Here is a 25239-nt window from a genome sequence, read left to right on the forward strand (position 1 = left end):
GTATCGATGGGAGTCCGCGCCATGCCACCCCTACGCTCACGCACCGTCACCCACGGCCGGAACATGGCGGGAGCGCGCGCCCTCATGCGCGCCACCGGCGTACAGAGCGAGGACTTCGGCAAGCCCATCGTGGCCGTGGCCAACAGCTTCACCCAGTTCGTCCCCGGGCACGTGCACCTGCGCGAGGTCGCCGACGTCGTCGCCGACTCCGTGCGCGCCGCCGGCGGCGTCCCCCGCGAGTTCAACACCATCGCCGTCGACGACGGCATCGCCATGGGCCACGGCGGGATGCTGTACTCGCTGCCCAGCCGCGAGCTGATCGCCGACGCCGTGGAGTACATGGTCAACGCGCACTGCGCCGACGCCCTGGTGTGCGTGTCCAACTGCGACAAGATCACCCCGGGCATGCTGCTGGCCGCGCTGCGCCTGAACATCCCCACCGTGTTCGTCTCCGGCGGGCCGATGGAGGCGGGCAAGGTGACCGTGGTGAACGGCACCGCCACCACCGTCAAGAAGCTCGACCTGATCAACCCCATGATCGCCGCGGCCGACGAGAGCGTGTCCCAGGCCGAGCTGGACGAGCTGGAGGAGAACGCCTGCCCGACCTGCGGTTCGTGCTCGGGCATGTTCACCGCCAACTCGATGAACTGCCTCACCGAGGCCATCGGCCTGGCGCTGCCCGGCAACGGCACCGTCCTGGCCACCCACACCGCGCGCCGGGCCCTGTACGAGGACGCCGGGCGCCTGGTCGTGGAGGCCGCCCGGCGGTACTACGAGCAGGACGACGACTCGGTGCTGCCGCTGTCCATCGCCACCCCGGCCGCGTTCGGCAACGCCATGGCCCTGGACGTGGCCATGGGCGGGTCCACCAACACGATCCTGCACCTGCTGGCCGCCGCCACCGAGGCGGGCGTGGACTTCGGCCTCACCGACATCGACGCGGTCTCGCGCCGGGTTCCGTGCCTGTGCAAGGTCGCGCCGAACACCGAGAAGTACCACATCGAGGACGTCCACCGGGCGGGCGGCATCCCCGCCATCCTGGGCGAGCTGGCCCGCGGCGGGCTGCTGGACACCTCGCTGCCCACCGTGCACGGCAAGACCGTCGGCGAGTACCTCGCCGAGTGGGACATCACCTCCGACGGCGTCCTGCCCGAGGCCGTGGAGCTGTTCCACGCCGCCCCCGGCGGGGTGCGCAGCACCCGGGCGTACTCGCAGAGCACCCGCTGGGACAGCCTGGACACCGACCGGGAGAAGGGCTGCATCCGCTCCGTGGAGCACGCCTACACCAAGGACGGCGGCCTGGCCGTGCTGTTCGGCAACCTCGCCCCGGACGGCGCGATCGTCAAGACCGCGGGCGTGGAGGAGGAGCTGTGGACCTTCTCCGGCCCGGCCAAGGTGTTCGAGTCGCAGGAGGACGCCGTGGACGGCATCCTCGGCAAGCGGGTCGAGCCGGGCGACGTGGTGGTCATCCGCTACGAGGGCCCCAAGGGCGGCCCGGGCATGCAGGAGATGCTGTACCCGACGAGCTTCCTCAAGGGGCGCGGCCTGGGCAAGGCCTGCGCGCTCATCACCGACGGGCGCTTCTCCGGCGGCACCTCGGGGCTGTCCATCGGCCACGCCTCCCCGGAGGCGGCCGCGGGCGGTGACATCGCCCTGGTCGAGGACGGCGACATCATCAGCATCGACATCCCCAACCGGGGCCTCGTGCTGGAGGTGTCCGAGGAGGAGCTGAACACCCGCCGCGAGCGCCTGCTCAAGGAGCTGGGCCGGTTCCAGCCCCGCGACCGGCAGCGGCCGGTGACCGCCGCCCTGCGCGCCTACGCCGCGATGGCCACCTCGGCCTCCACCGGCGCGGCCCGCGACGTGTCCCAGATCGAGCGCTGACCGCGGAGCGAGGGGCCGGACCCGGTGCGGGTCCGGCCCCTCGCCGCGCTCACGTCCTCCCGGCCCGCCCGAGGCGGCCCAGGAGGACGGCCGCCACCGCCAGGAGCGCGGCCGCGCCGGCGAGCACCATGACCGCCGGGGGCGAGGACCGGTCCACCACCGCTCCCCCGGCCAGCGCGCCCAGGGAGAGCGTCGCCTGGAACGAGGCGGTGAAGAGCACCGCGGAGACCTCGGGCGAGCCGGGCACGGCCCGGGCGAAGAGGGTCTGGGAGCAGACCGGCACGGCTCCGTAGGCGGCGCCCCACAGCACCAGCAGGGCCAGCGAGCCCGCCGCGCCCCCGCCCAGGACCGGGAGCAGGAGGGTGGCGGCGGCGATCAGCAGGGCCGCCCCCGCGAAGGCGGCACCGGGGCGCCGCGCCGCGGCCGCGCCGCCCAGGAAGTTCCCGGCGACCCCCGCCGCACCGTAGGCGAGCAGGTGGACCGTGACGAGCCCGGGCCCCGCCCCGGTCACCTGCTCCAGGAACGGCGTGATGTAGGTGTAGGCGGCGAAGTGGGCGAAGACCACGAGGAACGTCAGCACCAGGGCGGCCCGGGTGCCGCTCCCGCCGAGCGCGTCGGCCAGCGCTCCCGCGCGGGTCGGCTCCTCGGCCGGCAGCGGCGGGACCACCGCGAGCAGCAGGACGAGGACCCCCAGGCTCAGGACCGCCAGGGCCGCGAAAGCGGTCCGCCACCCCGCCGCGTCGCCGACCAGGGTCCCCAGGGGGACCCCGAGCACGGACCCCAGGGGCACCGCCGAGAAGATCACCGCGGTCGCCCGGGCCGTCCGGGCGGCGGGGACCAGGCGGCCGGCCAGCCCCGCCCCGATGGACCAGAAGCCGCCGATGGTGACGCCGACCATCACCCGCGCGAGCAGCACCGGCCAGTAACTCGACGCGAGCGCGGTCATGATGTTGGCCGCCGCCAGCAGGAGGACGAACACCGCCAGCATGGCCCGGCGGTCCACGCCCCCGGTGAGCGTGGTGACCAGGGGCGCCGAGACCGCGGCCAGCAGGCCGGGCATGGTCATCATCAGCCCGGCCACCCCGTCGGAGACGGTGAAGTCCGCGCCGATCGAGGTCAGCAGCCCGATCGGCAGGATCTCGGTGGTGACGATCGCGAAGATCCCCAGCGTCACCGAGAGCACGGCGAGCCAGGAGAGCAGGGGCGGGCGCTCCGGCGCCGCGGGAGGGCCGGGGGCGAGAGGGGTCGTCATCGACACGGGTTCCGTCCGCTAGGGGTCCACTGGGATGCGGGCCCCATTGCAGCAGAGTCCGTACCTCCCGGACCGGCGGTTTCCGGCCGTCGACACCGGCCCGGCCCGCTCCCGGAACGGCCGGAGGGGCGGCCCTGGCGGGCCGCCCCTCCGGTCGTGGACCGCACGCGGTCAGCCGCAGCAGCCGCCCCCGCAGCAGCCACCGCCGCCGTTGGAGGCGGGCGCCGGGGCCAGCCCGCCGACGGCCACCGTGGACAGCAGCCGCACCGTGTCCCCGTGCCCCTGCGGGCAGGCGGCCGGGTCCCCGGACTCGGCCATCGGACGGGAGAGTTCGAAGGTGTCGCCGCACTCGCGGCACCGGAAGTCGTATCTGGGCATGCCCCCAGAATACGGCCGGCGCCCCGCCGGGACGGGGCGGGCGCGAAGAGCCGCCCCCGGCGGCCCGTGGAGGGCGCGCCGGGGGCGGCGGTGCGGCGCGGGGGCGGGACGCGCTGTCCCCGCGGCCGGGGCGTTCAGGGCCGTCAGGCGGCCAGGTGAGCCATGTAGGGCTCCCACTGCGGGTCGCCGTGCAGGTCCCCGTTGATCAGCCGCCAGTGCGGACCCTTGGGCACCTTGGGGGTGACGTGCAGCTCCCAGCCGAGTTCGTCCAGGAACTTGTCGGCCTTGCGGTGGTTGCACGGCTTGCAGGCCGCCACCACGTTCTCCCACACGTGCGCGCCGCCGCGGCTGCGCGGGATGACGTGGTCGATGGTCTCCGCCTTCTTGCCGCAGTAGCCGCAGGTGTGCCGGTCGCGGCGCATCAGCGCCACCCGGGTGAGGGGGACCCTGCGGCTGTAGGGGACGCTGATGTAGCGCCTGAGCCGGATCACCGACGGCACCTCGTACGAGTGCGTCGCCGAGTGGAGCACCGCCCCTGCGTCGTCGCGGTGGACGACCTCCGCCTTCTCCCGCAGCACGAGCAGGATCGCCCTGCGCAGCGGCAATGTCGTGAGTGGTTCGAAACTCGCGTTGAGAAGCAGCACGTGCCGGCGGGCGGTTGGACCGCCCTCCCTGCTGCGCGCGCCGCTCATCGCGACACCTCGGCCGTCGCGTGCGACGACCGTGTCTCTTCCCCGGCCAGCCGTTCGGCCAGCCAGGAGACCTCCCTGTGCACCGATCCCGTGATCGGTGGCTCTGTACGCCTTGCCACACGGACCTCCCGGTGGTCCCGCCGAGTTGCGTCCCGCATTCAGTGTGCGTGGTGGGGAGGCTCCGGCGCCACCCCAATTTCCCCCGCCCGAGTCGTGAACCCGCTGTTATCGCTATTCCTGGTCATAATGCGAGTCACCGAAACCACGTTCCATGTTCCCTTCCCATACCGATCGCGAGTGAGATAGCGGTGGATAGAGTGCGAAGCATGCCTGAACACCGCTATCCCACGGCCGAGCGCCTCGACCTCGTCGAAACCCTGCACGGCCGTCCCGTCGCCGATCCCTACCGGTGGCTCGAAGACCCCGAATCCGCCCCGGCCAAGGAATGGGCGGCCGCCCAGGACACCCTGTTCTCCGAACTCGGCGCGCACCTGCCCGGCCGGGACCTGTTCGCCGCGCACGTCCGCGAACTGATGGGCGCCGGCAGTGTGGGCGCCCCCGTGTGGCGCGGGGAGCGCCGCTTCTCCGGGCGCCGGACCGCCGACCAGGAGCACCCCGTCCTGTACGTGCGGGACGGCGACGGCCCCGAGCGGGTCCTGCTGGACCCCGGTGCGCTCGACCCCACCGGTCTGACCACGCTGGACGCGTGGAAGGCGGACCCGTCCGGGCGGCTGCTCGCCTACCAGCTGTCCGAGGGCGGGAACGAGGAGTCCGTCCTGCGGGTCATGGACGTGGACACCGGCGAGATCGTCGACGGGCCCATCGACCGGGCCCGGTACACGCCCGTCGCGTGGCTGCCGGACTCGTCGGCCTTCTACTACGTGCGCAAGCTGCCCCCCGAGCAGGTCCCCGACGGGGAGCAGGACTACCACCGGCGCGTCTACCTGCACCGGCTGGGCACCCCCGCCGACGAGGACGTGCTGATCTTCGGCGAGGGCCGCGACAAGACCGAGTACTTCGGCGTATGGGTGAGCCGGGACGGCCGCTGGCTGGTGCTCGACGCCGCCAAGGGCACCTCCTCGCACACCGACCTGTGGCTGGCCGACCTGACCCGGAGCCCGCACGAGGCGCCCGCCTGGGTGAGCGTCCAGGAGGACGCCGCCGCGTCGCTGTCCGCGCGGGTGGGCCGGGACGGCCTGCTGTACCTGTTCACCGACCGGGACGCCCCGCGCGGGCGCCTGTGCGTGGCCGACCCCGGGGCGCCCGGGTACGAGAACTGGCGCACGCTCGTGGCCGAGGCCGACGACGCCGTGCTGGAGGACTACGCGATCCTGGACGGCCCCGGGCTGGAGCGCCCCGAGCTGCTGGTCTCCTGGTCCCGGCACGCGGTCGGCGAGGTGACCCGGCACGACCTGGCCACCGGCGAGCTGCTGGGCGCGCTGCCGCTGCCCGGCCTGGGGAGCATCGGCGGCCTGCTGGAACGCCCCGAGGGCGGCCACGAGGCCTGGTTCGGCTACACCGACAGCACCACCCCGTCCGCGGTGTACCGCTACGACGCCGGCACCGGCGCGGTGGACCTGTGGGAGAGCGCCCCCGGCACCGTCACCGTGCCCGACGTGCGGGTGGAGCAGGTCGCCTACACCTCGAAGGACGGCACGACCGTCCGGATGCTGGTGATGGCGCCCGCCGCCCCGGCCGAGGGCCCGCGGCCGACCATCCTGTACGGGTACGGCGGCTTCCGGATCTCCCTCACCCCCGGCTACTCGGCCACCGCCCTGTCCTGGGTGCGCGCCGGCGGCGTGTACGCCGTGGCCGGGCTGCGCGGCGGCTTGGAGGAGGGCGAGGAGTGGCACCGCGGCGGCATGCTCGCCGACAAGCAGAACGTGTTCGACGACTGCGCCGCCGCGGCCGAGCACCTCATCGCCACCGGGGTCACCGACACCGACCACCTGGCGGTCATGGGCGGCAGCAACGGCGGCCTGCTGGTCGGGGCGATGGTCACCCAGCGGCCGGACCTGTTCGCGGCCGCGGTGTGCTCGGCCCCGCTGCTGGACATGGTCCGCTACGAGCGGTTCGGGCTGGGCCGGCTGTGGAGCGTGGAGTACGGCAGCGCCGACGACCCCGAGCAGCTGGGGTGGCTGCTGGGCTACTCCCCGTACCACAACGTGCGGGAGGGCACCCGGTACCCGGCCGTCCTCTTCACGGTGTTCGACAACGACACGCGGGTGGACCCGCTGCACGCCCGCAAGCTGTGCGCGCAGCTGCAGTGGGCGACCTCGGCCCCGGTCGACGAGCGCCCGGTGCTGCTGCGCCGGGAGGCGGAGGTGGGGCACAGCACCCGCTCGGTGAGCCGCAGCGTGGAGCTGAACGCCGACCAGCTGGGGTTCCTCGCCCACCACCTGGGCCTGGACGCGGGCTGACCCCGGCCCGGCGTGCCCCGCGGCCCGGCCGCGGGGCACGCCGCCCGGCCGTGCTCCGGGGTGGGACCGCTCTCGTCGTCGGGAGAGCAAGGACACAGGCCTCCCGGGCGCCCGGCCGTGTGCCCGCGCGCCCCCTGCTGGGAGAATCGGTACCGGGCCCACCCGCGCAGAGCCACGAGAGGACACGGACGTGACACAGACCGAGGAGGCCGCGGGCACCGGAACGGAGACCGGGCCGCGCCGCCACGTACACCTGGCGCAGGTCCGCTACGCCGACCTCGACCCGCAGCACCACGTCAACAACGTCCGGATGCTGACCTACCTGGAGGACGCCCGCATCTCGTTCCTGCGCTTCAGCGGAGCGGTCGAGGGCGAGGAGGTGTTCGGCGCCATGGTGGTGGCCCGCCAGGAGGCCGACTACGTGGCGCCGCTGCTGCCGCGCTCGGAGCCGGTGCGGGTGGAGCTGTGGGTGACCGAGGTGCGCAACGCCAGCTTCTCGCTGGCCTACGAGATCCTCGACGACGAGCGCGTGTACCTGCGCGCCCGGACCGTGCTCGTGGGCTTCGACGTGCCCACGCAGCGCGCCCGACGCCTCAACGGCGTCGAGCGCGCCTTCCTGGCCCGGTACATCTGACCGGGGCGTCCGGCCGCCGTCCGCGCCCCCGCGGGGACGCGGTCAGGCTGCGGGCGGACCCGCCTGTTCGAGGGCGCGGGTGAGCAGTTCCAGGGCCAACGCCTCGTGGTCCGCCGACGCGTCCTCGGGGTCGCCGCCGAACACGGTGACGTGGACGATCAGGTTCTCCACGTGCGCGGCCGCGTGCGCCGTCCGGCCGTACGCGTCCTCCTGGAAGACGGTGTACGCCGGGAGGCCGTTGCCGTCGGTGGTCGGGACCAGGCCCAGCCGGTCGACGTAGTTGATCCCGAACTCCTCGGCCGCGCGCTCCTGTCCGGTGTCGCGGACCAGGCCGTCGGGGTCGTTGGTGAACACCTGAGCGGCCAGGGTGAAGTCGAGGGAACCGTCCCCCGCGGCCGTGTCCGCCACCAGGCAGTGGCTGGTGGGCATCGTGAAGAGGTCGTCGTCCTGCTGCTCCAGCCCCCGGCCCGGGGCGATCCGCTCCTGGACGCCGGGGTCGACCAGTTCGCAGGCCTGCGGCGCGGACGCGTAGGGGGGCTCGGGTGCGAGCCACCCCAGGGCGTAGGCGGCGCCCACGCCGCCGCCCGCCACCAGGAGCAGCAGCACCCCGCCGACCGCGAGCAGGATCAAACCGACCCGGGAGCGCCGCGGGGGGTACGGCGGCACGGGGCGGACGGGGGCCGCACCGGGACGGGGCGGCCCGCCCGCCCCAGGGGCGCCGGTGATGGGGGGCCCGCCCGCGGGCGGACGTCCGGAGGAGTCGTTGTGCATCCCCAGAAGATAGACCGGCCGCCGGGCGTCCGCGCGGGCGGTGTCCGGAATCGGCCGGTGGCGCCCCGGGGAGCCCCCGGTGCTACTTCAGGGAGATGGTGACGGTCTCGCCGTCGTCGTCCTCGTCGCCGCCCTCGGAGGACACGGAGACCCGGGTGGGGTCGGCGACCGCCGGGCGGGGCGCCTCCTCCGGAACGTTCACCATGCTGTGCGCCGCCATGACCATGTACTCCCACAGCTGCCGCTCCAGCACCTCGTGCAGGTCCAGGGAGTCGACGGCGGCACGCATGTGCCGGAGCCACAGGTCGCGTTCGGCGGCCCCGATCCGGAAGGGGACGTGGCGCATGCGCAGCCGCGGGTGGCCGCGCTGCTCGTTGTAGGTGCGCGGGCCGCCCCAGTACTGGATGAGGAACAGCCGCAGCCGCTCCTCGGCGGGCCCCAGGTCCTCCTCGGGGTACATGGGCCGCAGGACGGGGTCGTCGGCCACGCCCTCGTAGAAGCGGCGGACCAGGCGGGTGAAGGTCTCCTCACCGCCCACGGCCTCGTAGAACGTCATGTGCACGGGCTCCTCGCCCGGGCTCCTGTGGTCATCGCGCGCGGAAGTCATCGCCCCTAGGGTATGCCACGTTCCGCCCCCGTTCCGAGGGCCGTACGGCCCCGGAATAAAGGCCGGGGCCGCCGGACCGTCACCGGTCCGGCGACCCCGGCTCGAGGGCTCCGCCCGCGGGCTAGTCGCGGGTGAGCTTGCGGTGGGTGACCGCGTGCGGACGCGCGGCGTCCGGGCCCAGGCGCTCGATCTTGTTCTTCTCGTAGGACTCGAAGTTGCCCTCGAACCAGAACCAGTTCGCGTCGCCCTCCCAGGCCAGGATGTGCGTGGCGACGCGGTCCAGGAACCAGCGGTCGTGGGAGGTGATCACGGCGCAGCCGGGGAAGTCCAGGAGGGCGTTCTCCAGCGAGCCGAGGGTCTCGACGTCGAGGTCGTTGGTGGGCTCGTCCAGGAGCAGCAGGTTGCCGCCCTGCTTGAGGGTGAGCGCCAGGTTGACGCGGTTGCGCTCACCGCCGGACAGGACGCCGGACTTCTTCTGCTGGTCGGAGCCCTTGAAGCCGAACGCGGCGACGTACGCGCGGCTGGGGATCTCGACCTTGCCGACCTGGATGAAGGTCTCCCCGTCGGAGATGGTCTCCCAGACGTTCTTGGAGTCGTCGATGCGGCCCCGGTACTGGTCGACGTAGGAGATCTCGACGGTGTCGCCGACGTTGATGGAGCCCTGGTCCGGGGTCTCCTCACCGACGATCATCTTGAACAGGGTGGTCTTGCCGACACCGTTGGGGCCGATGACACCGACGATGCCGTTGGGCGGCAGCGAGAAGCTGAGGTCCTCGATGAGGACGCGGTCGCCGAAGCCCTTGGTGAGGTTCTTGACCTCGACCACGGTGGTGCCCAGGCGCGGACCCGGCGGGATCTGGATCTCCTCGAAGTCCAGCTTGCGGGTCTTGTCCGCCTCGGCCGCCATCTCCTCGTAGCGCTGGAGGCGGGCCTTGCTCTTGGTCTGGCGGGCCTTGGCGTTGGAGCGGACCCACTCCAGCTCGTCCTTGAGGCGCTTGGCGCGCTTGGCGTCCTTCTGGCCCTCGACCTTCAGGCGGCTCTGCTTGGTCTCCAGGTAGGTGGAGTAGTTGCCCTCGTAGGGGTAGAACTGGCCGCGGTCCAGCTCCAGGATCCAGGTGGCCACGTGGTCGAGGAAGTACCGGTCGTGGGTGATCGCGATGATCGTGCCCGGGTACTTGGCCAGGTGCTGCTCCAGCCAGTTCACGCTCTCGGCGTCGAGGTGGTTGGTGGGCTCGTCGAGGAGCAGCAGGTCGGGCTGCTCGAGCAGCAGCTTGCACAGGGCGACGCGGCGCTTCTCGCCGCCGGAGAGCCGGCTGACGTCGGCGTCCCCGGGCGGGCAGCGCAGCGCGTCCATCGCCTGGGCCAGCTGGCTGTCCAGGTCCCAGGCGTTGCGGTGGTCGAGCTGCTCCTGCAGCTTGCCCATCTCTTCGAGCAGGTCGTCGGAGTAGTCCGTCGCCATCTGCTCGGCGATCTCGTTGAAGCGGGTCAGCATCGCCTTGGTCTCGGCGACGCCGTCCTCGACGTTCTCCAGGACGGTCTTGCTCGCGTCGAGGTGGGGCTCCTGGGCGAGCAGGCCGACCGTGAACCCGGGCATGAGGCGCGCCTCGCCGTTGGACGGCTGCTCGATGCCGGCCATGATCTTCAGAAGCGTCGACTTACCCGCACCGTTGGGGCCCACGACGCCGATCTTGGCTCCGGGCAGGAACGACCCCGAAACGTTGTCCAGGACGACCTTGTCGCCGTGCGCCTTGCGCACGTTGTTCATGGTGTAGATGTACTCCGGCATGCCTCCAAGCCTAGGGCGTCGCGGGTCGTGCCCCCGCCATCGCGGGGGCCGTCCGAGCGGTCGTCACTCCCCCGTGGAATCGCGCCACCGCTCCACCGGGAGCCCCCAGGCCAGGGCCCGCCCCATGAGCACCGCCATGGAGTAGCCGGGGTCGGCCGCCAGTGCGGTCTCCACGGCGGCCATGGCGAGCACGTCGTCCCCCTGCTGCCAGGCGGCGACCGCGGTGAGCGCGGCGGGGGCGGCCCGCCACCGGTCGGGCAGGTGCCGGACCAGGTGGGCCCACAGGTCGCGGTGGCGCGGGGCGGTGTCCGCGGTGATGGCCGACCAGGCCCGGTCCCGGACCCGGAGGTGCCCGAGGTGGACGCCCAGCCGGGCGGTGTCCTCGCGTCCGGGGAGCCCCTCTGCGTCGGCGGCCGCCCGGACCGCCGCCGTGCCCCGGGCGATCCGGGTGTCCTCCGGCAGCGCCCGCACCCGGAGGGCGAACGCCTCCGCGGCGGCTCCCACCGCCGCCCGTTCGGGCCCGCCGACGGGGGCCAGCAGGGCACGGACGCGCCGGAGCTCGGCGGGCGGGACGCGGGGCGGCCGGACGGGGGCGATGCCGCGCAGGACGGCCCCGGCGGGCACCGGCGAGCCGTCGACGTCGACGACGGTGCCCTCGGGCGGACAGCAGGTGGGGGACGCGCAGGTGTAGGACCAGTAGCGCCCGCCGGTGACGCGCAGGGCGTCGATGATGTTCACCCCGCGTTCACGCGCCGTGAGCATCAGGGCGTCGACGTAGGGCGTGACCCTCTCGGCCGCGCCGTAGGCCACGATGAGCAGCCCGCTGCAGCCCTCGGCGAGGGCCAGGTCGACCGGCGGCCTCGCCCGCTCCATGGGCGACAGGTGCCCGTGCGCCCCGTCCAGCGCCCCGCAGAACGCGGCGTACACGCCGACCCCCTTGGCCGCCAGCACCACGATCCCGGGGTCGGGCGGCTCCCCCACCAGGTAGGGCATCCCGGCGATGATGTCCAGGGGGTTGCGCAACGCCAAGCGCCCGCCCACCGGCACCCCCTCCACCGCGCTCCCCCGCCGGACGGCGCCCGGCGGCCGCTCCCCCCGCGCGCCCGGGTCCGGAGGGCCGCCCTCGGGATCTGTGGCCGGGGGATCCCCCGGGACCCCGTCCTCCCGTCCCTCCCCCGGCGGGTCCGTGTCGCCCTGCCGGACGGACGGCGGCGGGCGGTCGCCGCCGCGCTCCGGCCCGGTCGGCCGGTCGGCGCCGCCGGGCCGCGTCCCCGCCCCGCGGCCGGCGTCCGGCCCGGAGCGCGGCGGCTTCGCCCCGAACGGGAAGGGGCCGTCCCGCCACACATCCGAGGCCGGAGGCGATGCGTCACCGGGCACGGCAGGGAACGCTTTCGGCCCGAACGGAAAGAGACCTCCACGCCACGGGCTCAGAGCGGAGCCATCAGCGGACAGACCGGAACGGGACGGTTTCGGCGCGGGCGGGAAAAGACCCTCGCGCCCAGGATTCGGGGCGGACGCGGTCGGGAGGTCGTCGGCGGGCGGTCGGGGATCGGGGATGCGGCGGCGCGGGAGCGGGGGCCGGGGGTCGTCGGACGCGGGGTGCTGGGCGGAACGATCCTGGTCGAAGTGCATATATTCACGGTGCGTGACCGGGAGGCCGCGCGCAATGGCCTTCGGCCGCCTGTGGAAAACCCCGACCGCGCGGGAGCCCGCCGCCCGTCAGGCGTCCGCGATGCCCTGCGGGCTCTCCGGGACCGCCTGTGTCCCGACGCCCCCGTGCGGCTCGGGGCCCCGGCCGTCCTCCCGGCCGTCCGGCAGGCACACCCGGTTGCGCCCGGTCTCCTTGGCCCGGTACAGCGCCAGGTCGGCGGCGGTGAGCAGCTCCACCAGGTCGTTCCCGTGCTCCCCGACCACGGCCAAGCCGACCGACACGGTGACGGCGACCTTGACCTTGTCCACCTCGATCTCCATGCAGCCCACCTCCACGCGCAGCCGTTCGGCGGCGTGCCAGGCCTCGTTGACGTCGGAGCCCGGAAGGAGCACCACGAACTCCTCGCCGCCGAACCGCCCGAGCAGGTCGGACTGGCGCAGGTGGTGGGAGATCGTGGTCGCCACCCCCATGAGCACCTGGTCCCCGAAGAGGTGCCCGTGGGTGTCGTTGACCCGCTTGAAGTGGTCGATGTCGATGATCAGGACCGCCGACCGGTGGCGGGCGGCACGGGCCCTGGCGATCTCGATCGAGGCCTCCTGCTCCCAGGTGGGCGCGTTGAGCAGCCCGGTCTTGGGGTCGGTCCGCGCCGCGTTCTGCAACTGCTGGTAGAGCAGGCTCCGCTGGAGCAGCAGGATCGGCGGCAGCGCGATGGGCACCAGGAAGAGGGAGATGTTGCACAGGATCGCGACGACGATGCCCATGCTGATCTCGACGGCGTCGATCATGACCGCCTCCCGGTCCCACAGGGGCGGCAGTTTCCTCTTGCCCCGCATGCTGATCCGGATGGCCAGGGCGACGATCAGCGTGTTGAGGACCGTGAACATGGCACAGCCCACCAGGGCCGCCGCGAGACCGGGAACGGTCGCCAGCCACCGGGACACGTCACCGGAGCCGCGCAGCCCTTCCATCAGGTCGCCGCTGACCAGCCAGTGCCACGCGACCGAGACGAGGAAACCGAACAGGCCGACGGTCACCATGTTGAAGATCCGCCGGTACATCAGCGTCTGCCGTATGCGCCTCTGGACCAGGAGGTAGATCGGGATCGGGATGAGGAACGAGTAGACGGGGGGCAGCAGCAGCACGATGGGGAACCACCACGCGCCCAGCAGGTCGCGGTTGCCCCCCGCGTGCTGCTGTGTCTCCAGCCTTCTACTGCCTTCGACGCAGACGGCCGCGCCGATCGCGAAGACGACGAGGACGATGAGGTCGGATACGGAGAAGACGGTCACCGCGAAGGCCAGTCCGCACAGGAAGAGCGCGGCCAGCATCACCAGGGACATGTAGACGATGAGCCCGACGGGTTCTTGGAGGAACGGCCAACGCGCCTGGTACGGAACGGGACGGCCGGGCGGCACCTTGCGCCTCTCCGAGACGTTCACTCCTGTGTCCTCCCCTCGCCCCTGACCACGGCCACCCCTTTCATCACGGCGTCCATTACGCCCCGTCGACTCCCGGGGACCCTCGTAGGACGGTGGAACCTCACGCGGCGTTCCCCTACCGTGCCACCCGGCCACCACTTCTGGATAGATGTGTTCCCAAGTGGTGACCCTCCGCCCCGCACAAGTCGGCACCCCAACACTTTACATTACTTTGAGTAATAAATTAATTGCTCAGTGTACGTGATCTCTCACGCGCGGGCCACTGAGATCGAGTACCAAAGAGGGTGGATAGAACACGAAAAATAGGGCATTCTGCTCTAGGATCCGAAGACCGTCCCGGATTCGAGAGAGCCACGCACTCGATGCTCTACCGCCTCGGGCATGCGCGTGAGCCCACGCAGAAGGAGTTAGGACAAATGGCCGACAGTGGCTACTCCTGGGTCTGAACTTCCCAGCACCGAGGCCCGGGCGCGGATGGTGTCAGATTCATCCGCGTCCGGGCCTCACCGCCTGCGGCGGCGGCCTCCCGGGGAGGCCGCCGCCGTTCTCACTCCTCTGCCGGTGCCGCGACCTCGTACGCGGCGCGGAACGCCCGGTAGCGCGCGAGTTCGGCCTCCATCGGCTCCACCACACGCGCCGCGGCGATCTCCCGCACCCTGGCCTGGGCCGCCCGTTCCACGTCCTCCCGGCGCTGCACCGCGGCCACCTCCACGAGGTTCCCGCAGCCGACGCCGGTCAGCCACCCCACCGCGAGGGCGGCGACGACCAGGGCCGACGCGTAGGCCACGAACACCACGTCGTCGAACATCGCGATCCCGGTGAGCCCTCCGCCCAGCCGGCTCACCAGCGCCACGAGCGCCCAGGCGAGCCCGACCCCGGCCACGGCCAGCAGCGCGAACTGCACCGACCGCGCCATCCGCCACCACGACGGGCTCTGGTCGGGGTCGCCCACGGCTGACGCCACGGCCCCGCCCAGCTCGGCGGACAGCTCGGTCACCGCCGACCGGGCGGCGGCGCGCATCCGGCGCCGCCACGGCGCGGGCATGTCCTCGGAGACGGTGTCGGCCGCGTCGGAGAGGACCGTCTCCAGTTCGGCCTCATGGGCGTCCACCGGGCCGCCCAGCACCTGGCCGCCGTCCTTGCGCAGGAAGTCGAGCTGGACCGCGGCCAGCGGGTCCTTGCGCAGGCGGGCCGCCCTGCGGGCGACCGGCCAGCCCACCCGGCGCCGCCCGCGGCGGACGTCGTTGGCCTCGACCGCGTCGGCGACGGCCGTGACGGCGGCCGCCCGGGCCAGTCCCTCCTGGACGCGCGAGCGCACCTCGGCGGGGACGTTCTCGGGGACCTCCGCCTCGCCGATGTACTCGGCGTAGGGGGCCACGACCTGGTCCAAGTCGGCGACGAGCCGGTCGACGAGGGCGCGCCGCTCGCGCACCGTCTCGGCGAGGAACTCGCGCAGGTCCCGGATCCCCTGCCCGGTGAGGGTGGAGGTGGTCAGTACCCGGGGGTGCACGCCGGACTCCGACTCCAGCAGGCGGCGCAGGTCGGTGAGGAGCTCCTTGAGCTCGTCGGGTTCGACCTTGTCCACCTGGTTGAGCACCGCGACGGTGACCGCGCCGTGCCCGGCCATCTTGGCCAGGTAGCGGTGGTGGACGGCGGCGTCGGCGTACTTCTGCGGGTCGAGCACCCACACGAGCAGGTCGACGGAGCCGATGAGCCGGTCGGCCTCGGCGGTGTGCATGCTGCGCACCGAGTCGTGGTCGGGCAGGTCGAGCAGGACCAGCCCGGTCAGCTCGGAGCTGCCCGAGTCCAGGACGCTGCTGCGCGAGTGGCGCAGGCGTGTGGGCACCCCGAGCCAGCTCAGCAGTGCGTCGGCGCCCTCGTGGCCCCACACGCAGGCGTGCGCCTGCGAGGTGGTGGGCCGGGTGATGCCGGTCTGCGACAGCTCCAGCCCGCACAGGGCGTTGAACAGGGACGACTTTCCGCTCCCGGTGCCGCCCGCGAGGGCGACGACGGTGTGCTCGGCGGACAGCCGCAGGCGGGCCCCGGCGTGGTCGAGCAGCTGCGCGGAGCGGGCGGTGATCTCCTGCGGGAGGTCGCCCTGGCCGAGTTCGGCGAGGGTGGACAGGGCGTCGAGCCGCTCGACCAGCTCGGCGCGGGTGGTGTTCCTGGTGTGCTGCCAGGAGTCGTGGGTGGTGGGCCGGTACTCCTCGTCGGGGTCGGCGCCCACGGGCTCGGCCGCGTCGGGGTCCACGGCCCGGAAGGACCCGGAGACCGCGGAGGGCCCGGGCACGCGGCGGGGCAGCGGCTCCGGCTCCTCGTCGCCGGCACCGGCCGCGGCGGGTTCCGCGTCCCGGTCCGGGCGGGCGGAGGGTTCGGGCACCCAGGGGCCGTCGTCGGCGGCCGGTGCGGCGGGACCCGTCCGCGGGGCGGCCCGGTCCGGGGCCGCCTCGGGGGCGGTCCCCCCGTCCCCGGTCGCGTCCTCCTCCGAAGCGCCCCGGGCGGCGCGTTCCACCCGGGCGCGGCGGCCCGTGGCGGGAACGGCGGCGAAGGCCCCGGTGCCGGCGCTGCGTCCGGCGATGCGCGTGTCGTCGGCGGCCTCGGCGAGGCTGCCGACCCATCCGGCCAGGCCGTCGGGGTCCTCGTCGGCGGCCTGCGCCTGCGGCCCGCGACCCGTGTCGTCGGCCTTCTCCGGCCGGTCGGCCCCGGGGCGCGGGGCCGCGTGGCGCGCGTGGCGGCCGCTGCGGCGCTGGGTCCGTGCCCCCTCGCCCCCCGGCGCGGTGTCACCGGCGTCCCCGGGGGCCCGGGGCGCCTCTCCGGCGGGCTCGCCCGGGGCGGCCGGCACGTCGTCGGGGTAGGCGGAGATCCCGTCGTGCGCGGGCTCCTCCGCCTCCCCTCCGTGGCGGGCGTGGTCCGGGTGCTCGGGTACCGGCACGGTGTAGCCGCGCCAGGGCCCGTTGTCCGCGGGTGCCGGTGCGTCCCCGTCGGGGGCGGCGTCGGTGTCCCCGTGCGCCTGCGCGGGGTTCCACTGAGTCGTCATCGTGCTATCTCAAGGTTGTACGTGGCCTGGTAGAGCTGGACGGCGGCGTCCTCGGAGGGGATCCCCGCCGACGCCAGTGCGGTGTCGAACGGAACCCGTTCGCGGTCGAGCAGGCCGTTGATGCGGGCGATGAGGTTCTCCCGCGCCTTCGCGCCGATGCTGCGCAGCGACTGCGCGCCGAACAACCCCTTGAGCAGGCGTTGCGGTGACGGGCCGGGGGGTTCCGCGGCGTGCGCGCCGCCCCCGGAGCTGGACCGCTCGTAGCCGAGCAGGTCGATGATGAGGATCAGGGTGACGATGTCCCGGTCGAAGGTGACCAGGCGGGCGACGGAGCGCTTGGTGGCCCCGGCCTCCCCCGTCATCTCGGCGATGTCGCGCTGCCACTCGCCGATCTCGTGGCGGATCTGCTGGACCAGCAGGCCGGTGCCGGGCTGGTCGAGGGCCCGGGCGGCCAGGTCGGCGCCGCCGGGGACCCCCCGCCAGACGCTTTCGACCTCCTCGGAGGCGCGTTCGCAGGAGGACACGACGAGGGCCTCGACGGCGTCGCGGACGGCTCGCTCCAGGGCGGCCACCCGCTGTCCGCGCTCGGCCTGCTCGGCCCGACCCGCCCTGCGGGTGCGCCGGCCGCGCGGGCGCAGGCTGCGGGCGAGCTCGCCGCTGGCGGCGACCTCCTGCCAGCGGGCGATCAGCGAGCCGCGCAGCAGGGAGCCGTCGCCGAGCCCGCTGCCGATGCGCGCCCGGGAGTCGGCGTAGGCGGTGTCCACGGCGGTGGCCATGACACGGCCGGCCTCGATCTGGGTCTCCACCTGGCGGGCCAGCTCGGGCACCCGGGTGCGGAAGCTGTCGATGACCCCGATGAAGGTGCGCCGGGACACGCGGTCGCGCTGCTCGGCCTCGCCCGCCACGTCGGCGAGGAAGTCGCGGATGTGGTCGGCGACGTTGGAGGTGAAGCGCTCGCCCCGGATCTGGTCGGTCTCGGGGATGGCGAACCGGGCCGCCGAGCCCAGCCCGTTGGCCTCCAGCATGGCGCCGAAGTGGTCCAGGAGCCTGCGGCGCCCCTTGCGCGGCACCCGGGACAGCACGACCGCCATGGAGGTGTCGCGGTCGCGGGCGACCTGGAGGAACTCCCACACGCGGGCGTCGGCGTAGCGGCTGCTGGTGGTGACGAACACCCACAGGTCGGCGGCGTCGAGGAACTTGGCCGCGAACTCGTGGTGGGCGGCCACCGCGGAGTCGACGTCGGGGGTGTCGAGCAGGGCCACGCCGGGGGGCATGGCCTCGGTGGCGGCCAGGACGAGCATGCCGTCCTTGCCGGGCATCGCCAGGCCCTGCTGGCGCACGCGCGGCAGCGACGGGATGAAGGAGGCCTCGCTGAACCAGTCCACGTCGGCGGGGTTGCACGCCAGGACCGGGCTGTTGGTGGTGGGCCTGCGTACGCCGGTGGTGGTGACCTGCTCGCCGACCAGGCTGTTGACCAGGGTGGACTTGCCCGCGCCGGTGGACCCCGCGACCGCGATGAGCAGCGGGATGTCGGGGCGGCGCACCCGGGGCAGCACGTAGTCGGAGAGCTGGGCGAGCACGTCGGCCTGCAGGACGCGCCCCTCCTCGGCCCCGGGGAGGTCGTCGGCGAACCTCAGGTCCCGGATCTGCCTGCGCAGGGACTCCAGGACCTGTTCGAAGCGGTCGTCCTCCGGGACGGGGGCTCGGTGTTTGGCGGGTCCGGCCGCAACGGGGACGGTGGGCCCCCGCCGGGCCTCGTTGATGGCCCGGGGGTCCTCCCCGGGCAGCGGTCCGGAGCCCTGGGCGGGCTGGTCGGAGGTGGCGGCCGGTCCGGTACCGAACCGGCCCGCGGGACCGGAACCGGTGGTGTCCGGCGCGGCCGACGGCCGGGTCATGATCGGTATGCCCTCCTCAACGGTGCTGGCGTCCCACCGGGCGGGCGACGCCATCGGGGGGTGTCATGGGAGATCGCGCCCGGCCGCCAGTCGATGGGTCTCGAACTGGTTCCCCGTGTGCAGTATGTCAAGTTCCCGCGCTGTTTGGACCACTTCCCCGATGATCACCACCGCGGGGGGCCGCACTCCGGCCCTGGCGGCCGAATCGGCGATGGTGGCCAGCGTACCCGTGACCGTCCTCTGCCCGGGCAGGGTCGCCTCCTGGACGACGGCGGCCGGGGTGTCCGGGGAGCGCCCGTGGGAGACGAGCGCGTCGGTGATCGCGGCCAGGCGCTCCACCCCCATGAGGGCAACGACGGTACCGGTCGAGCGCGCCAGCGCGGCCCAGTCCACGGTGGACCGGGGGTCGCCGGGGGCGACGTGGGCGGAGACGATGTGGAGGTCCTGGGAGACGCCGCGGTGGGTGGCGGGGATCCCGGCGGCGGCGGGGGCGGCGAGCGCGCTCGTGACGCCGGGGACGGCGATGACGGGGATCCCGGCGGCGGCGCAGGCCGCGGCCTCCTCTCCCCCGCGGCCGAAGAGGAAGGAGTCGCCGCCCTTGAGGCGGACCACGAACTTCCCCTGCCGGGCGCGGTCGACGAGGATCCGGTTGATCTCCTCCTGGAGCATGGAGCGGCCGTAGGGGATCTTGGCGGCGTCGACGATCTCCACGTCGGCGGGGAGCCGGTCCAGCAGCGAGGTGGGGGCGAGCCGGTCCACCACCACGACGTCGGCCTGGGAGAGCAGCTGCCGGCCCCGAACCGTGATCAGACCGGGATCACCGGGACCGCCGCCGACCAGGGCGACGCCGGTGAGGCGCTCGCGCCCGCGGCGGGCGTCCAGGGTCCCGTCGGCCAGGCCGTCGACGATGGCGTCGCGCAGTCCGGCGGAGCGCCGCGGGTCGCCGGAGGCGACGACGCCGACGGTGATGCCGCCCTCCTGGCCGCTGGCCGGGGTCCAGGCCGCGGAGGCGTGCCGGTCGTCGGCGCGCACGCACCAGATGCGGGCGGCCTCGGCCTCGGCCGCGACCGCGGCGTTGACCCGCGGGTCGTCGGTGGCGGCGTGGACCAGCCAGTGGGCGGGCGCGCCGGGCCCGGCGACGTCGCCGGGCTCGTAGGCGCGGGCGGTCCAGGTGATGCGCCCGGCGGCGGCGAGGTCCTCCAGCGCGGCGGAGACGGCCGGGGACACCACGGTGACCCGGGCGCCCGCCTGGAGCAGGACGGGAACACGGCGTTGGGCGACGCGGCCGCCGCCGATGACGAGGACGTCACGGTCGTGCAGGCGCAGGCCGAGGAGATAGGTCACGGGGCGCACCCCTTCGGTCGTCGGTTCCGGCGGACCCCGGCGACGGCGGCGGGGCACCGGCGGGGGCCGTCACCGGGCACGGGGCCCGGGCGCCCGCCGGGTATGGTCGGCGATTGCTCCAAATTACCTTGTCAAAACGGTATTACAGGGAGATGAAGCAGGCCCTGTGGAGAATGTGAGACCGCCCGCACCCGGAAAGGGTGCGGGCGGCCGTGGCGGCCGGGAGGGCCCGGCGCGCGGCGCCCGGCGGGTCAGTGCGCGGAGGAGACCCCGGCGTCGTCGAAGGTGGCGACGTCGCGCAGGGCCCGGGCCGCGCCCTGGAGGAGCGGCAGGGCCAGCAGCGCGCCCGACCCCTCGCCCAGGCGCATCTCCAGGTCCACCAGCGGGCGCAGCCCCAGGTGCTCCAGCACCAGGGCGTGGCCGGGCTCGCTGGAGCGGTGGCCGGCGAAGTACGCGCCGGTGGAGTCGCCGGAGATCGCCGCGGCGGCCAGGGCGGCCGATCCGGCGATGACGCCGTCGAGCAGCACCGGGACGCGCATGGCCGCGCCGCCGAGGATGAACCCGGCCAGCGCCGCGTGCTCGAACCCGCCCAGGGCGGCCAGGGTGCCGATGGGGTCGGCCGGGTCCACGGGGTTGGCCGCCAGGGCGCGGCGGACCACGTCGACCTTGTTCTCGAACATCGCGTCGTCCACCCCGGTGCCGCGGCCGGTGGCCTCCTCCGCGGCGGCGCCGGTGAAGGCGCAGATGAGGGCGGCCGAGGGGGTGGTGTTGGCGATGCCCATGTCGCCGGTGACCAGGCAGCGGTTGCCCGCGGTGACCAGGTCGCGGGCCACCTCGATGCCGCTCTCCAGGGCCTGCATGGCCTGGTCGCGGGTCATGGCGGGGCCCTGGGTGATGTCGGCGGTGCCGCGGGCGACCTTGCGCGACAGCAGCCCGGCGGCGTGCGGCAGGTCGCCGACCACGCCGACGTCGACCACGGTGACCTCCGCCCCGACCTGTGCGGCGAACGCGTTGACGACGGCCCCGCCGTTGAGGAAGTTGTGCACCATCTGCTCGGTGACCTCCTGCGGCCAGGCGGTCACCCCCTGGGCGTGGACGCCGTGGTCCCCGGCGAACACGGCGACGGCCGCGGGCTCGGGGATGGGCGGGGGGCACTCCCCGGCGAGCCCGGCCAGGCGGACGGACACCTCTTCCAGGATCCCGAGGGAGCCCGGCGGCTTGGTCATCCTGTCCTGCCGGTCCCGGGCCTCCTCCACCGCGCGGGTGTTCAGGACTCCGATGGCGGCGATGGTCTCCTCCAGCAGGGTCGTGGGCTCCTGGCCGGGCAGACCGCGGCGACCGTAGCGGTCGTGGTGCACCGCCCAGGACAGGGGGCGTCCCTTCGCCCAGCCGGAGAGGCCGAGCTCGGGTTCGGTGGGGAACTCCTCGACGTGGCCCAGGCAGAGGTAGGCGACGACTTCGAGGTGGGAGGGGAGGTCGAGGGCGCGGGCGACGTCGCGTTCGTCGGCGAAGCCGACCCAGCCCACGCCGAGGCCTTCGGCGCGGGCGGCCAGCCACAGGTTCTCCACGGCCAGGGCGGCGGCGTAGGAGGCGCTCATGGGCCGGGCGTGGCGGCCGGGGGTGTGCCGCAGGCCGCGGGCGGGGTCGACGGTGACCGCGATGTTGAGCGGGGCCTCGGCCACGGCCTCGACCTTGAGCCCGGAGAAGGCGCGGGCGCGGGTGCTGGGAAGGGCGTGGGCGTACTCGTCGCGTTCGCGCCGGGCCAGGTCCAGGACGCGGCCGCGCAGGCCGGGGTCCTCGATGACCACGAAGTCCCAGGGCTGGGAGTGGCCGATGCTGGGCGCCCGGTGGGCGGCCTCCAGGACGCGGGTGAGCACCTCGTGGTCGACGGGGTCGGGGAGGAACCCGGTGCGCACGTCGCGCCGGTCGTGGATGGCCCGGTAGACGGCGGCGCGCGCGGCCTCGTCGTAGGCGTGGTCGGTGCGTTCCGCCGGGGCGGCCGGCTCCGCGGGGGCCGGTGCCGGGGAGGCCGGCGCCGGTGCGGGTCGGACCGCGGCGGGGCGCGGCGGCTGTGCCGGGTGCGGCTCGGCGTGGGGGGCGGCCGCTTCGTGTGCGTGCATGCTCTGTTCTGCTTCGGTGGTCGCGGGGGTGGTGTCCGCTGGTGTCCCGGCGGCGGTGGCCGCCGGGTGGTCGGCGCGTTCCGGCGGCGCGGCGGCCCCGGTCCGGTCCTGTGGCGGGTGCTCGGCCCGGGGGTCGGGCTCGGGCGTGTTCCGGAAGGGGATCACGTTGGGCCGGGCCGGCGGGGTCGGGGCGGGGTCGGCGGGCGGTCCGGGTTCGGGTGCCCGGGCGGCGGGCTCGGCCCGGTCCTCCGGCTCGGGCGGCGGCGCGGCGGGGGCCGGGGGCGGTGGGGCCGCCGGGGACCGCTCGGGGCGGGCGGCGGGAGCCGGGTCGGGCCGCCGGAACGGGTTGGCCGCCGCCGGCCGCCGGGGCCTGGTGCCGCGGCCGCTCTCGGGCAGGCCGTCGAGCAGGCCGCCGAGCGGCCCGAAGCCGGGCGCCCCGGCGGTCCGGCCGCGGGGGTCCTCGCCGCCCGCGCCGCCGCGGCGGGAGTCCTCTCGGTCGTCCTCGGTCATGATCGCCCCCCGTGAAGGTGTGTCGACTGCCCGTTCCCACTGCTCGTCCCGGTGTTCGACCGGTAAGCGTAGTCTGCGGCGGCGTACCGCTCGCACGGGTCCCCCGGGCCTTGGGCGGATCGCCTCTCGACCCCCTCTCCCCAAGCCCCGCACATCACCGTCAACTGTGCCAGAGTCACCCTGAAGGCGCGCGGACGGTGTCCGCATATCCCCCTGTCCTCCCAGGTGGAGGCGGGTTCCGGAAGGGGGCGCGCGACCGGCCGGGGCCGGATCGGCGGAACGCGGGGCCGGCCGCCGGCGCCCGGAGCCGCGGAGCGGCGCGGCCGGATCCGGCCAGGCTCCCCCGCCTCCGTCCGCCGTCCGTCACCCACCGTGGTCGGTCATGTGCGAGAGTGTCAGGGCTCCCTGCCCCCGGGTCCCCATCGCTCACCCCAAGGAGACGACCCGTATGCGACGACGCACGTTCCTCACCGGTGCCACCGCCGCGGCCGGACTGGCCGCGCTGGGCGGTGTCGCGGCACCGCGAGCCGCTCTGGCCGCCGGGGACGGTACCGTCCCCCGCGTCCTGGCCGAGACCGCCCCCGCGGGCACCCCCGTCCGCACCGGGCGGCCGTTCGACGTGGTCACGGTGACCGGCCGCCCCGGCGCCCGCGGCGCCATCCGCTTCCACACCCCCTCCGGCACCGGCGCCTGGGAGCCCCTCCACCTGCACGCCGAGGGGCGCGACGACGACGCCCCGGTCGGCTCGGCCCTGGTCCGCGCCCCCGAGGGCGCCACCGGGTACGAGGCCGACATCGAGGGGGACACCGCCGCCGTGAACCTGTTCGACGGCGAGGGCCTGCGCGTCGGCGGGCCCGAGCGGACCACCCTGTCCGCCGGGGACGGCCGGCCCGCGGGCCCGCCCGCCCTGCGCCTGCGCACGCGCGCCGGGTGGGGCGCCGACGAGTCCTGGAGGTTCGACGGCGAGGGGAACGACCTGTGGCCCGCGGTCTTCCACCCGGTGCAGGCGATCACCGTGCACCACACCGCCATGGCGACCACCGGCGACCACTCCGCCGACGTGCGCGCCGTGTACTACCTGCACGCGGTGGAGCAGGCCTGGGGCGACATCGGCTACCACCTGCTCATCGACCCCGAGGGCGGGGTGTACGAGGGGCGCCACTCCGGCGAGGACGGCGTCCCCGTCTTCTCCGGTCTCCCGCTGCCCGGCCGGGCGCGTTCGGTCACCGCCGGGCACGCCTTCGGCGTCAACCACGGCAACATCGGCGTGTGCCTGCTCGGGGACTTCACCGACGCCCTGCCCACCCCGGCCGCCCAGGACTCGCTGGTCCGCGTACTGCGCCTGCTGTGCGCGGTGACCGGGGTGGACCCCCGCGCCCGGATCGACTACACCAACCCCGCCACCGGGGCCGTCACCCCCGGCCCGGCACTGGGCCGGCACCGCGACTGGCTGTCCACCGAGTGCCCGGGCAACGCCTTCGCCGAGGTGTTCGACACCGCGATCCGCGACCGCGTCGCACGCGGCCCGGTCTGATCCGCCGCGGTCGGCGCTCCGGCGCCGACCGCACGGGTCCGTCGGGGTCGGCGGGGCCGGTCGCGAGGCGTGTCTACGCTTGTGGGACCGAGTCCTGCGAACCCGGGAGTTCCCCATGACCGCCCTGCGCCCACCGCGCCCGGTCCTGCCCTCCGTCGTCCTGGAGACCGAGCGCCTGCGCCTGCGCGCCTTCATCGAGGACGACATCGACGACGTGTACGCCTCCTGCAGCGACCCGGGCCTGCAGGCATGGCTCCCGCTCCCCCGCCCCGACGCCCCCTACACGCGCGCGGACGCCGAGCAGTGGTGCCGGGAGATCGCCCCGGGGATGCGCACCGGCGGCGAGGGCCAGCAGTGGGCGGTCACGCTGAGGGACGGCGGCCGGCTGGTGGGCGCGGTGGGGCTGGTCCGCGTGATGTGGCAGGCGATGAACAGCGAGATCGGCTACTGGGCGGCCCCCGGCGAGCGCGGCCGGGGCCACATCACCGAGGCGGTGGTGGCGGTGTCCCGCTGGGCCCTGGACCAGGGGTTCCAGCGGCTGGAGATCAAGGCGGCGACACGGAACACCGCCTCGCGCCGGGTGGCCGAGAAGGCCGGGTTCACCCTGGAGGGCGTGGAGCGCGGCGCCATGCCCCTGCACGGGGGCCGCCGCGCCGACCTGGCCGTGTACGGGCTGCTCCCCGCCGACCTCCGGGACCGGACCCCGGCACCCTGAGCCCCGGCACGGCGCACGCCCCGCCTCACCCCCACACCCGGGACAGCGACCAGGTCCCGGTGGCGGTGTCGTGGCGCAGTTCGTACACCCCCTCGGATCCGGCGGCGCCGGCCTCCAGCCGCCAGTGCTCGCTCCGGGGCGTCAGGGGGCCGCGCGAGGCCCGCCACCCGTCCTGCGGCGTGACCCAGTGCTCCATGATCCGGCGCACGCCGTAGACCCTGCCGTTCCAGGTGAACCGGGCCGGCCGGCCCGCGTCCTCCACGACCGTCACCTCTGTCCCGTAGTACCTTCCCACGACACTTCCCCTCGGCATCGACCCCTCCGGCCCCGGATGCGCCCGCCCGCGGGGAAGATACGGACAGATGTTCGAACAAGTGTTCCCACAGTAGCGAAATCGGCGGACCCGTGGAACTGTTTCGCGAAGGTCGGCATCACCTCATGTGACCGGTGTGCGGCACCCCCTCCGGCGTGCGCGTCCGGACGCGGGCTCCCCCCGTTCGGAACCGCACGGCGTGTCGCCGTCGATACGCTTGCACCACCCCATCCCCGATCCATGCGAGGACCCTCCAC

The 25239-nt window shown here is 74.4% G+C and carries 18 protein-coding genes; 5 read left to right on the plus strand and 13 right to left on the minus strand.

Going from position 1 to position 25239, the window contains the following annotated elements; all coding sequences use genetic code 11:
- Positions 1–21: 21 nt before the first annotated feature.
- Positions 22–1884 carry a dihydroxy-acid dehydratase gene (gene ilvD, locus ABZ249_RS13935; RefSeq protein ID WP_355261903.1) on the plus strand — a complete coding sequence of 621 codons (1863 nt, stop codon included), beginning with the start codon at positions 22–24 and terminating at the stop codon, positions 1882–1884.
- A gap of 49 nt (positions 1885–1933) precedes the next feature.
- Here ilvD and ABZ249_RS13940 read toward each other — a convergent pair whose 3' ends face one another.
- From ABZ249_RS13940 to ABZ249_RS13950, 3 genes are all read right to left on the minus strand, one after another.
- Positions 1934–3136 carry an MFS transporter gene (locus ABZ249_RS13940; RefSeq protein ID WP_355261906.1) on the minus strand — a complete coding sequence of 401 codons (1203 nt, stop codon included), beginning with the start codon at positions 3134–3136 and terminating at the stop codon, positions 1934–1936.
- A 171-nt stretch (positions 3137–3307) separates the two neighbouring features.
- Positions 3308–3514, minus strand: coding sequence for a zinc ribbon domain-containing protein (locus ABZ249_RS13945; RefSeq protein ID WP_220559595.1), 207 nt, complete (start codon positions 3512–3514; stop codon positions 3308–3310).
- A 143-nt stretch (positions 3515–3657) separates the two neighbouring features.
- Entirely contained in the window at positions 3658–4158 is a 501-nt protein-coding gene (locus tag ABZ249_RS13950) for an HNH endonuclease (RefSeq protein ID WP_220559594.1), read from the minus strand.
- 374 nt (positions 4159–4532) lie between these two features.
- Between ABZ249_RS13950 and ABZ249_RS13955 the strand changes: the two genes are divergently transcribed.
- Positions 4533–6626, plus strand: coding sequence for a prolyl oligopeptidase family serine peptidase (locus ABZ249_RS13955; RefSeq protein WP_355261909.1), 2094 nt, complete (start codon positions 4533–4535; stop codon positions 6624–6626).
- Between the two features lie 190 nt (positions 6627–6816).
- Complete coding sequence (locus ABZ249_RS13960) at positions 6817–7260, plus strand: thioesterase family protein (RefSeq protein WP_355261912.1); 444 nt, start codon at positions 6817–6819, stop codon at positions 7258–7260.
- A 42-nt stretch (positions 7261–7302) separates the two neighbouring features.
- On the opposite strand, the gene ABZ249_RS13965 is transcribed toward ABZ249_RS13960, so the two are convergent.
- The 9 genes from ABZ249_RS13965 to cobT all read right to left on the minus strand — a co-directional run bounded on the left by ABZ249_RS13965 (position 7303) and on the right by cobT (position 22420).
- Positions 7303–7890 (minus strand): hypothetical protein, encoded by a 588-nt coding sequence (locus ABZ249_RS13965; protein ID WP_355261915.1) that lies wholly within the window; start codon positions 7888–7890, stop codon positions 7303–7305.
- Positions 7891–8113: 223 nt separating this feature from the next.
- Complete coding sequence (locus ABZ249_RS13970; RefSeq protein ID WP_255646390.1) at positions 8114–8638, minus strand: globin; 525 nt, start codon at positions 8636–8638, stop codon at positions 8114–8116.
- A gap of 121 nt (positions 8639–8759) precedes the next feature.
- Positions 8760–10424, minus strand: a complete 1665-nt coding sequence (gene ettA, locus ABZ249_RS13975) for an energy-dependent translational throttle protein EttA (RefSeq protein ID WP_355261918.1) — start codon at positions 10422–10424, stop codon at positions 8760–8762.
- Between the two features lie 63 nt (positions 10425–10487).
- On the minus strand, positions 10488–11465 hold the full coding sequence (locus ABZ249_RS13980; protein WP_355261921.1) for a DUF4192 domain-containing protein: 978 nt from the start codon (positions 11463–11465) through the stop codon (positions 10488–10490).
- A gap of 678 nt (positions 11466–12143) precedes the next feature.
- Complete coding sequence (locus ABZ249_RS13985) at positions 12144–13514, minus strand: GGDEF domain-containing protein (RefSeq protein WP_355261924.1); 1371 nt, start codon at positions 13512–13514, stop codon at positions 12144–12146.
- A gap of 547 nt (positions 13515–14061) precedes the next feature.
- Positions 14062–16551, minus strand: coding sequence for a GTPase (locus ABZ249_RS13990; protein ID WP_355261927.1), 2490 nt, complete (start codon positions 16549–16551; stop codon positions 14062–14064).
- On the minus strand, positions 16548–18446 hold the full coding sequence (locus tag ABZ249_RS13995; RefSeq protein WP_355261930.1) for a dynamin family protein: 1899 nt from the start codon (positions 18444–18446) through the stop codon (positions 16548–16550). Before ABZ249_RS13995 ends, ABZ249_RS13990 begins: the two co-directional genes overlap by 4 nt.
- Before the next feature lie 63 nt (positions 18447–18509).
- A complete protein-coding gene (gene cobA, locus ABZ249_RS14000; RefSeq protein WP_355261933.1) occupies positions 18510–19790 on the minus strand; it encodes a uroporphyrinogen-III C-methyltransferase in 1281 nt (426 codons plus the stop codon).
- Positions 19791–20041: 251 nt separating this feature from the next.
- Positions 20042–22420: a nicotinate-nucleotide--dimethylbenzimidazole phosphoribosyltransferase gene (gene cobT, locus ABZ249_RS14005; RefSeq protein ID WP_355261936.1), complete on the minus strand. Its 2379-nt coding sequence runs from the start codon at positions 22418–22420 to the stop codon at positions 20042–20044.
- A gap of 448 nt (positions 22421–22868) precedes the next feature.
- Between cobT and ABZ249_RS14010 the strand changes: the two genes are divergently transcribed.
- Positions 22869–23954, plus strand: coding sequence for a peptidoglycan recognition family protein (locus ABZ249_RS14010; RefSeq protein WP_355261939.1), 1086 nt, complete (start codon positions 22869–22871; stop codon positions 23952–23954).
- A gap of 115 nt (positions 23955–24069) precedes the next feature.
- The gene (locus ABZ249_RS14015) at positions 24070–24669 is read left to right on the plus strand and encodes a GNAT family protein (protein ID WP_355261942.1); all 600 of its coding nucleotides are present in this window, start codon (positions 24070–24072) and stop codon (positions 24667–24669) included.
- A 25-nt stretch (positions 24670–24694) separates the two neighbouring features.
- Here ABZ249_RS14015 and ABZ249_RS14020 read toward each other — a convergent pair whose 3' ends face one another.
- Complete coding sequence (locus tag ABZ249_RS14020; protein WP_220559582.1) at positions 24695–24982, minus strand: DUF6504 family protein; 288 nt, start codon at positions 24980–24982, stop codon at positions 24695–24697.
- Positions 24983–25239: the final 257 nt, after the last annotated feature.

The sequence above is a fragment of the Nocardiopsis sp. NPDC006139 genome (assembly GCF_040614155.1).
GTDB lineage: Bacteria > Actinomycetota > Actinomycetes > Streptosporangiales > Streptosporangiaceae > Nocardiopsis > Nocardiopsis changdeensis.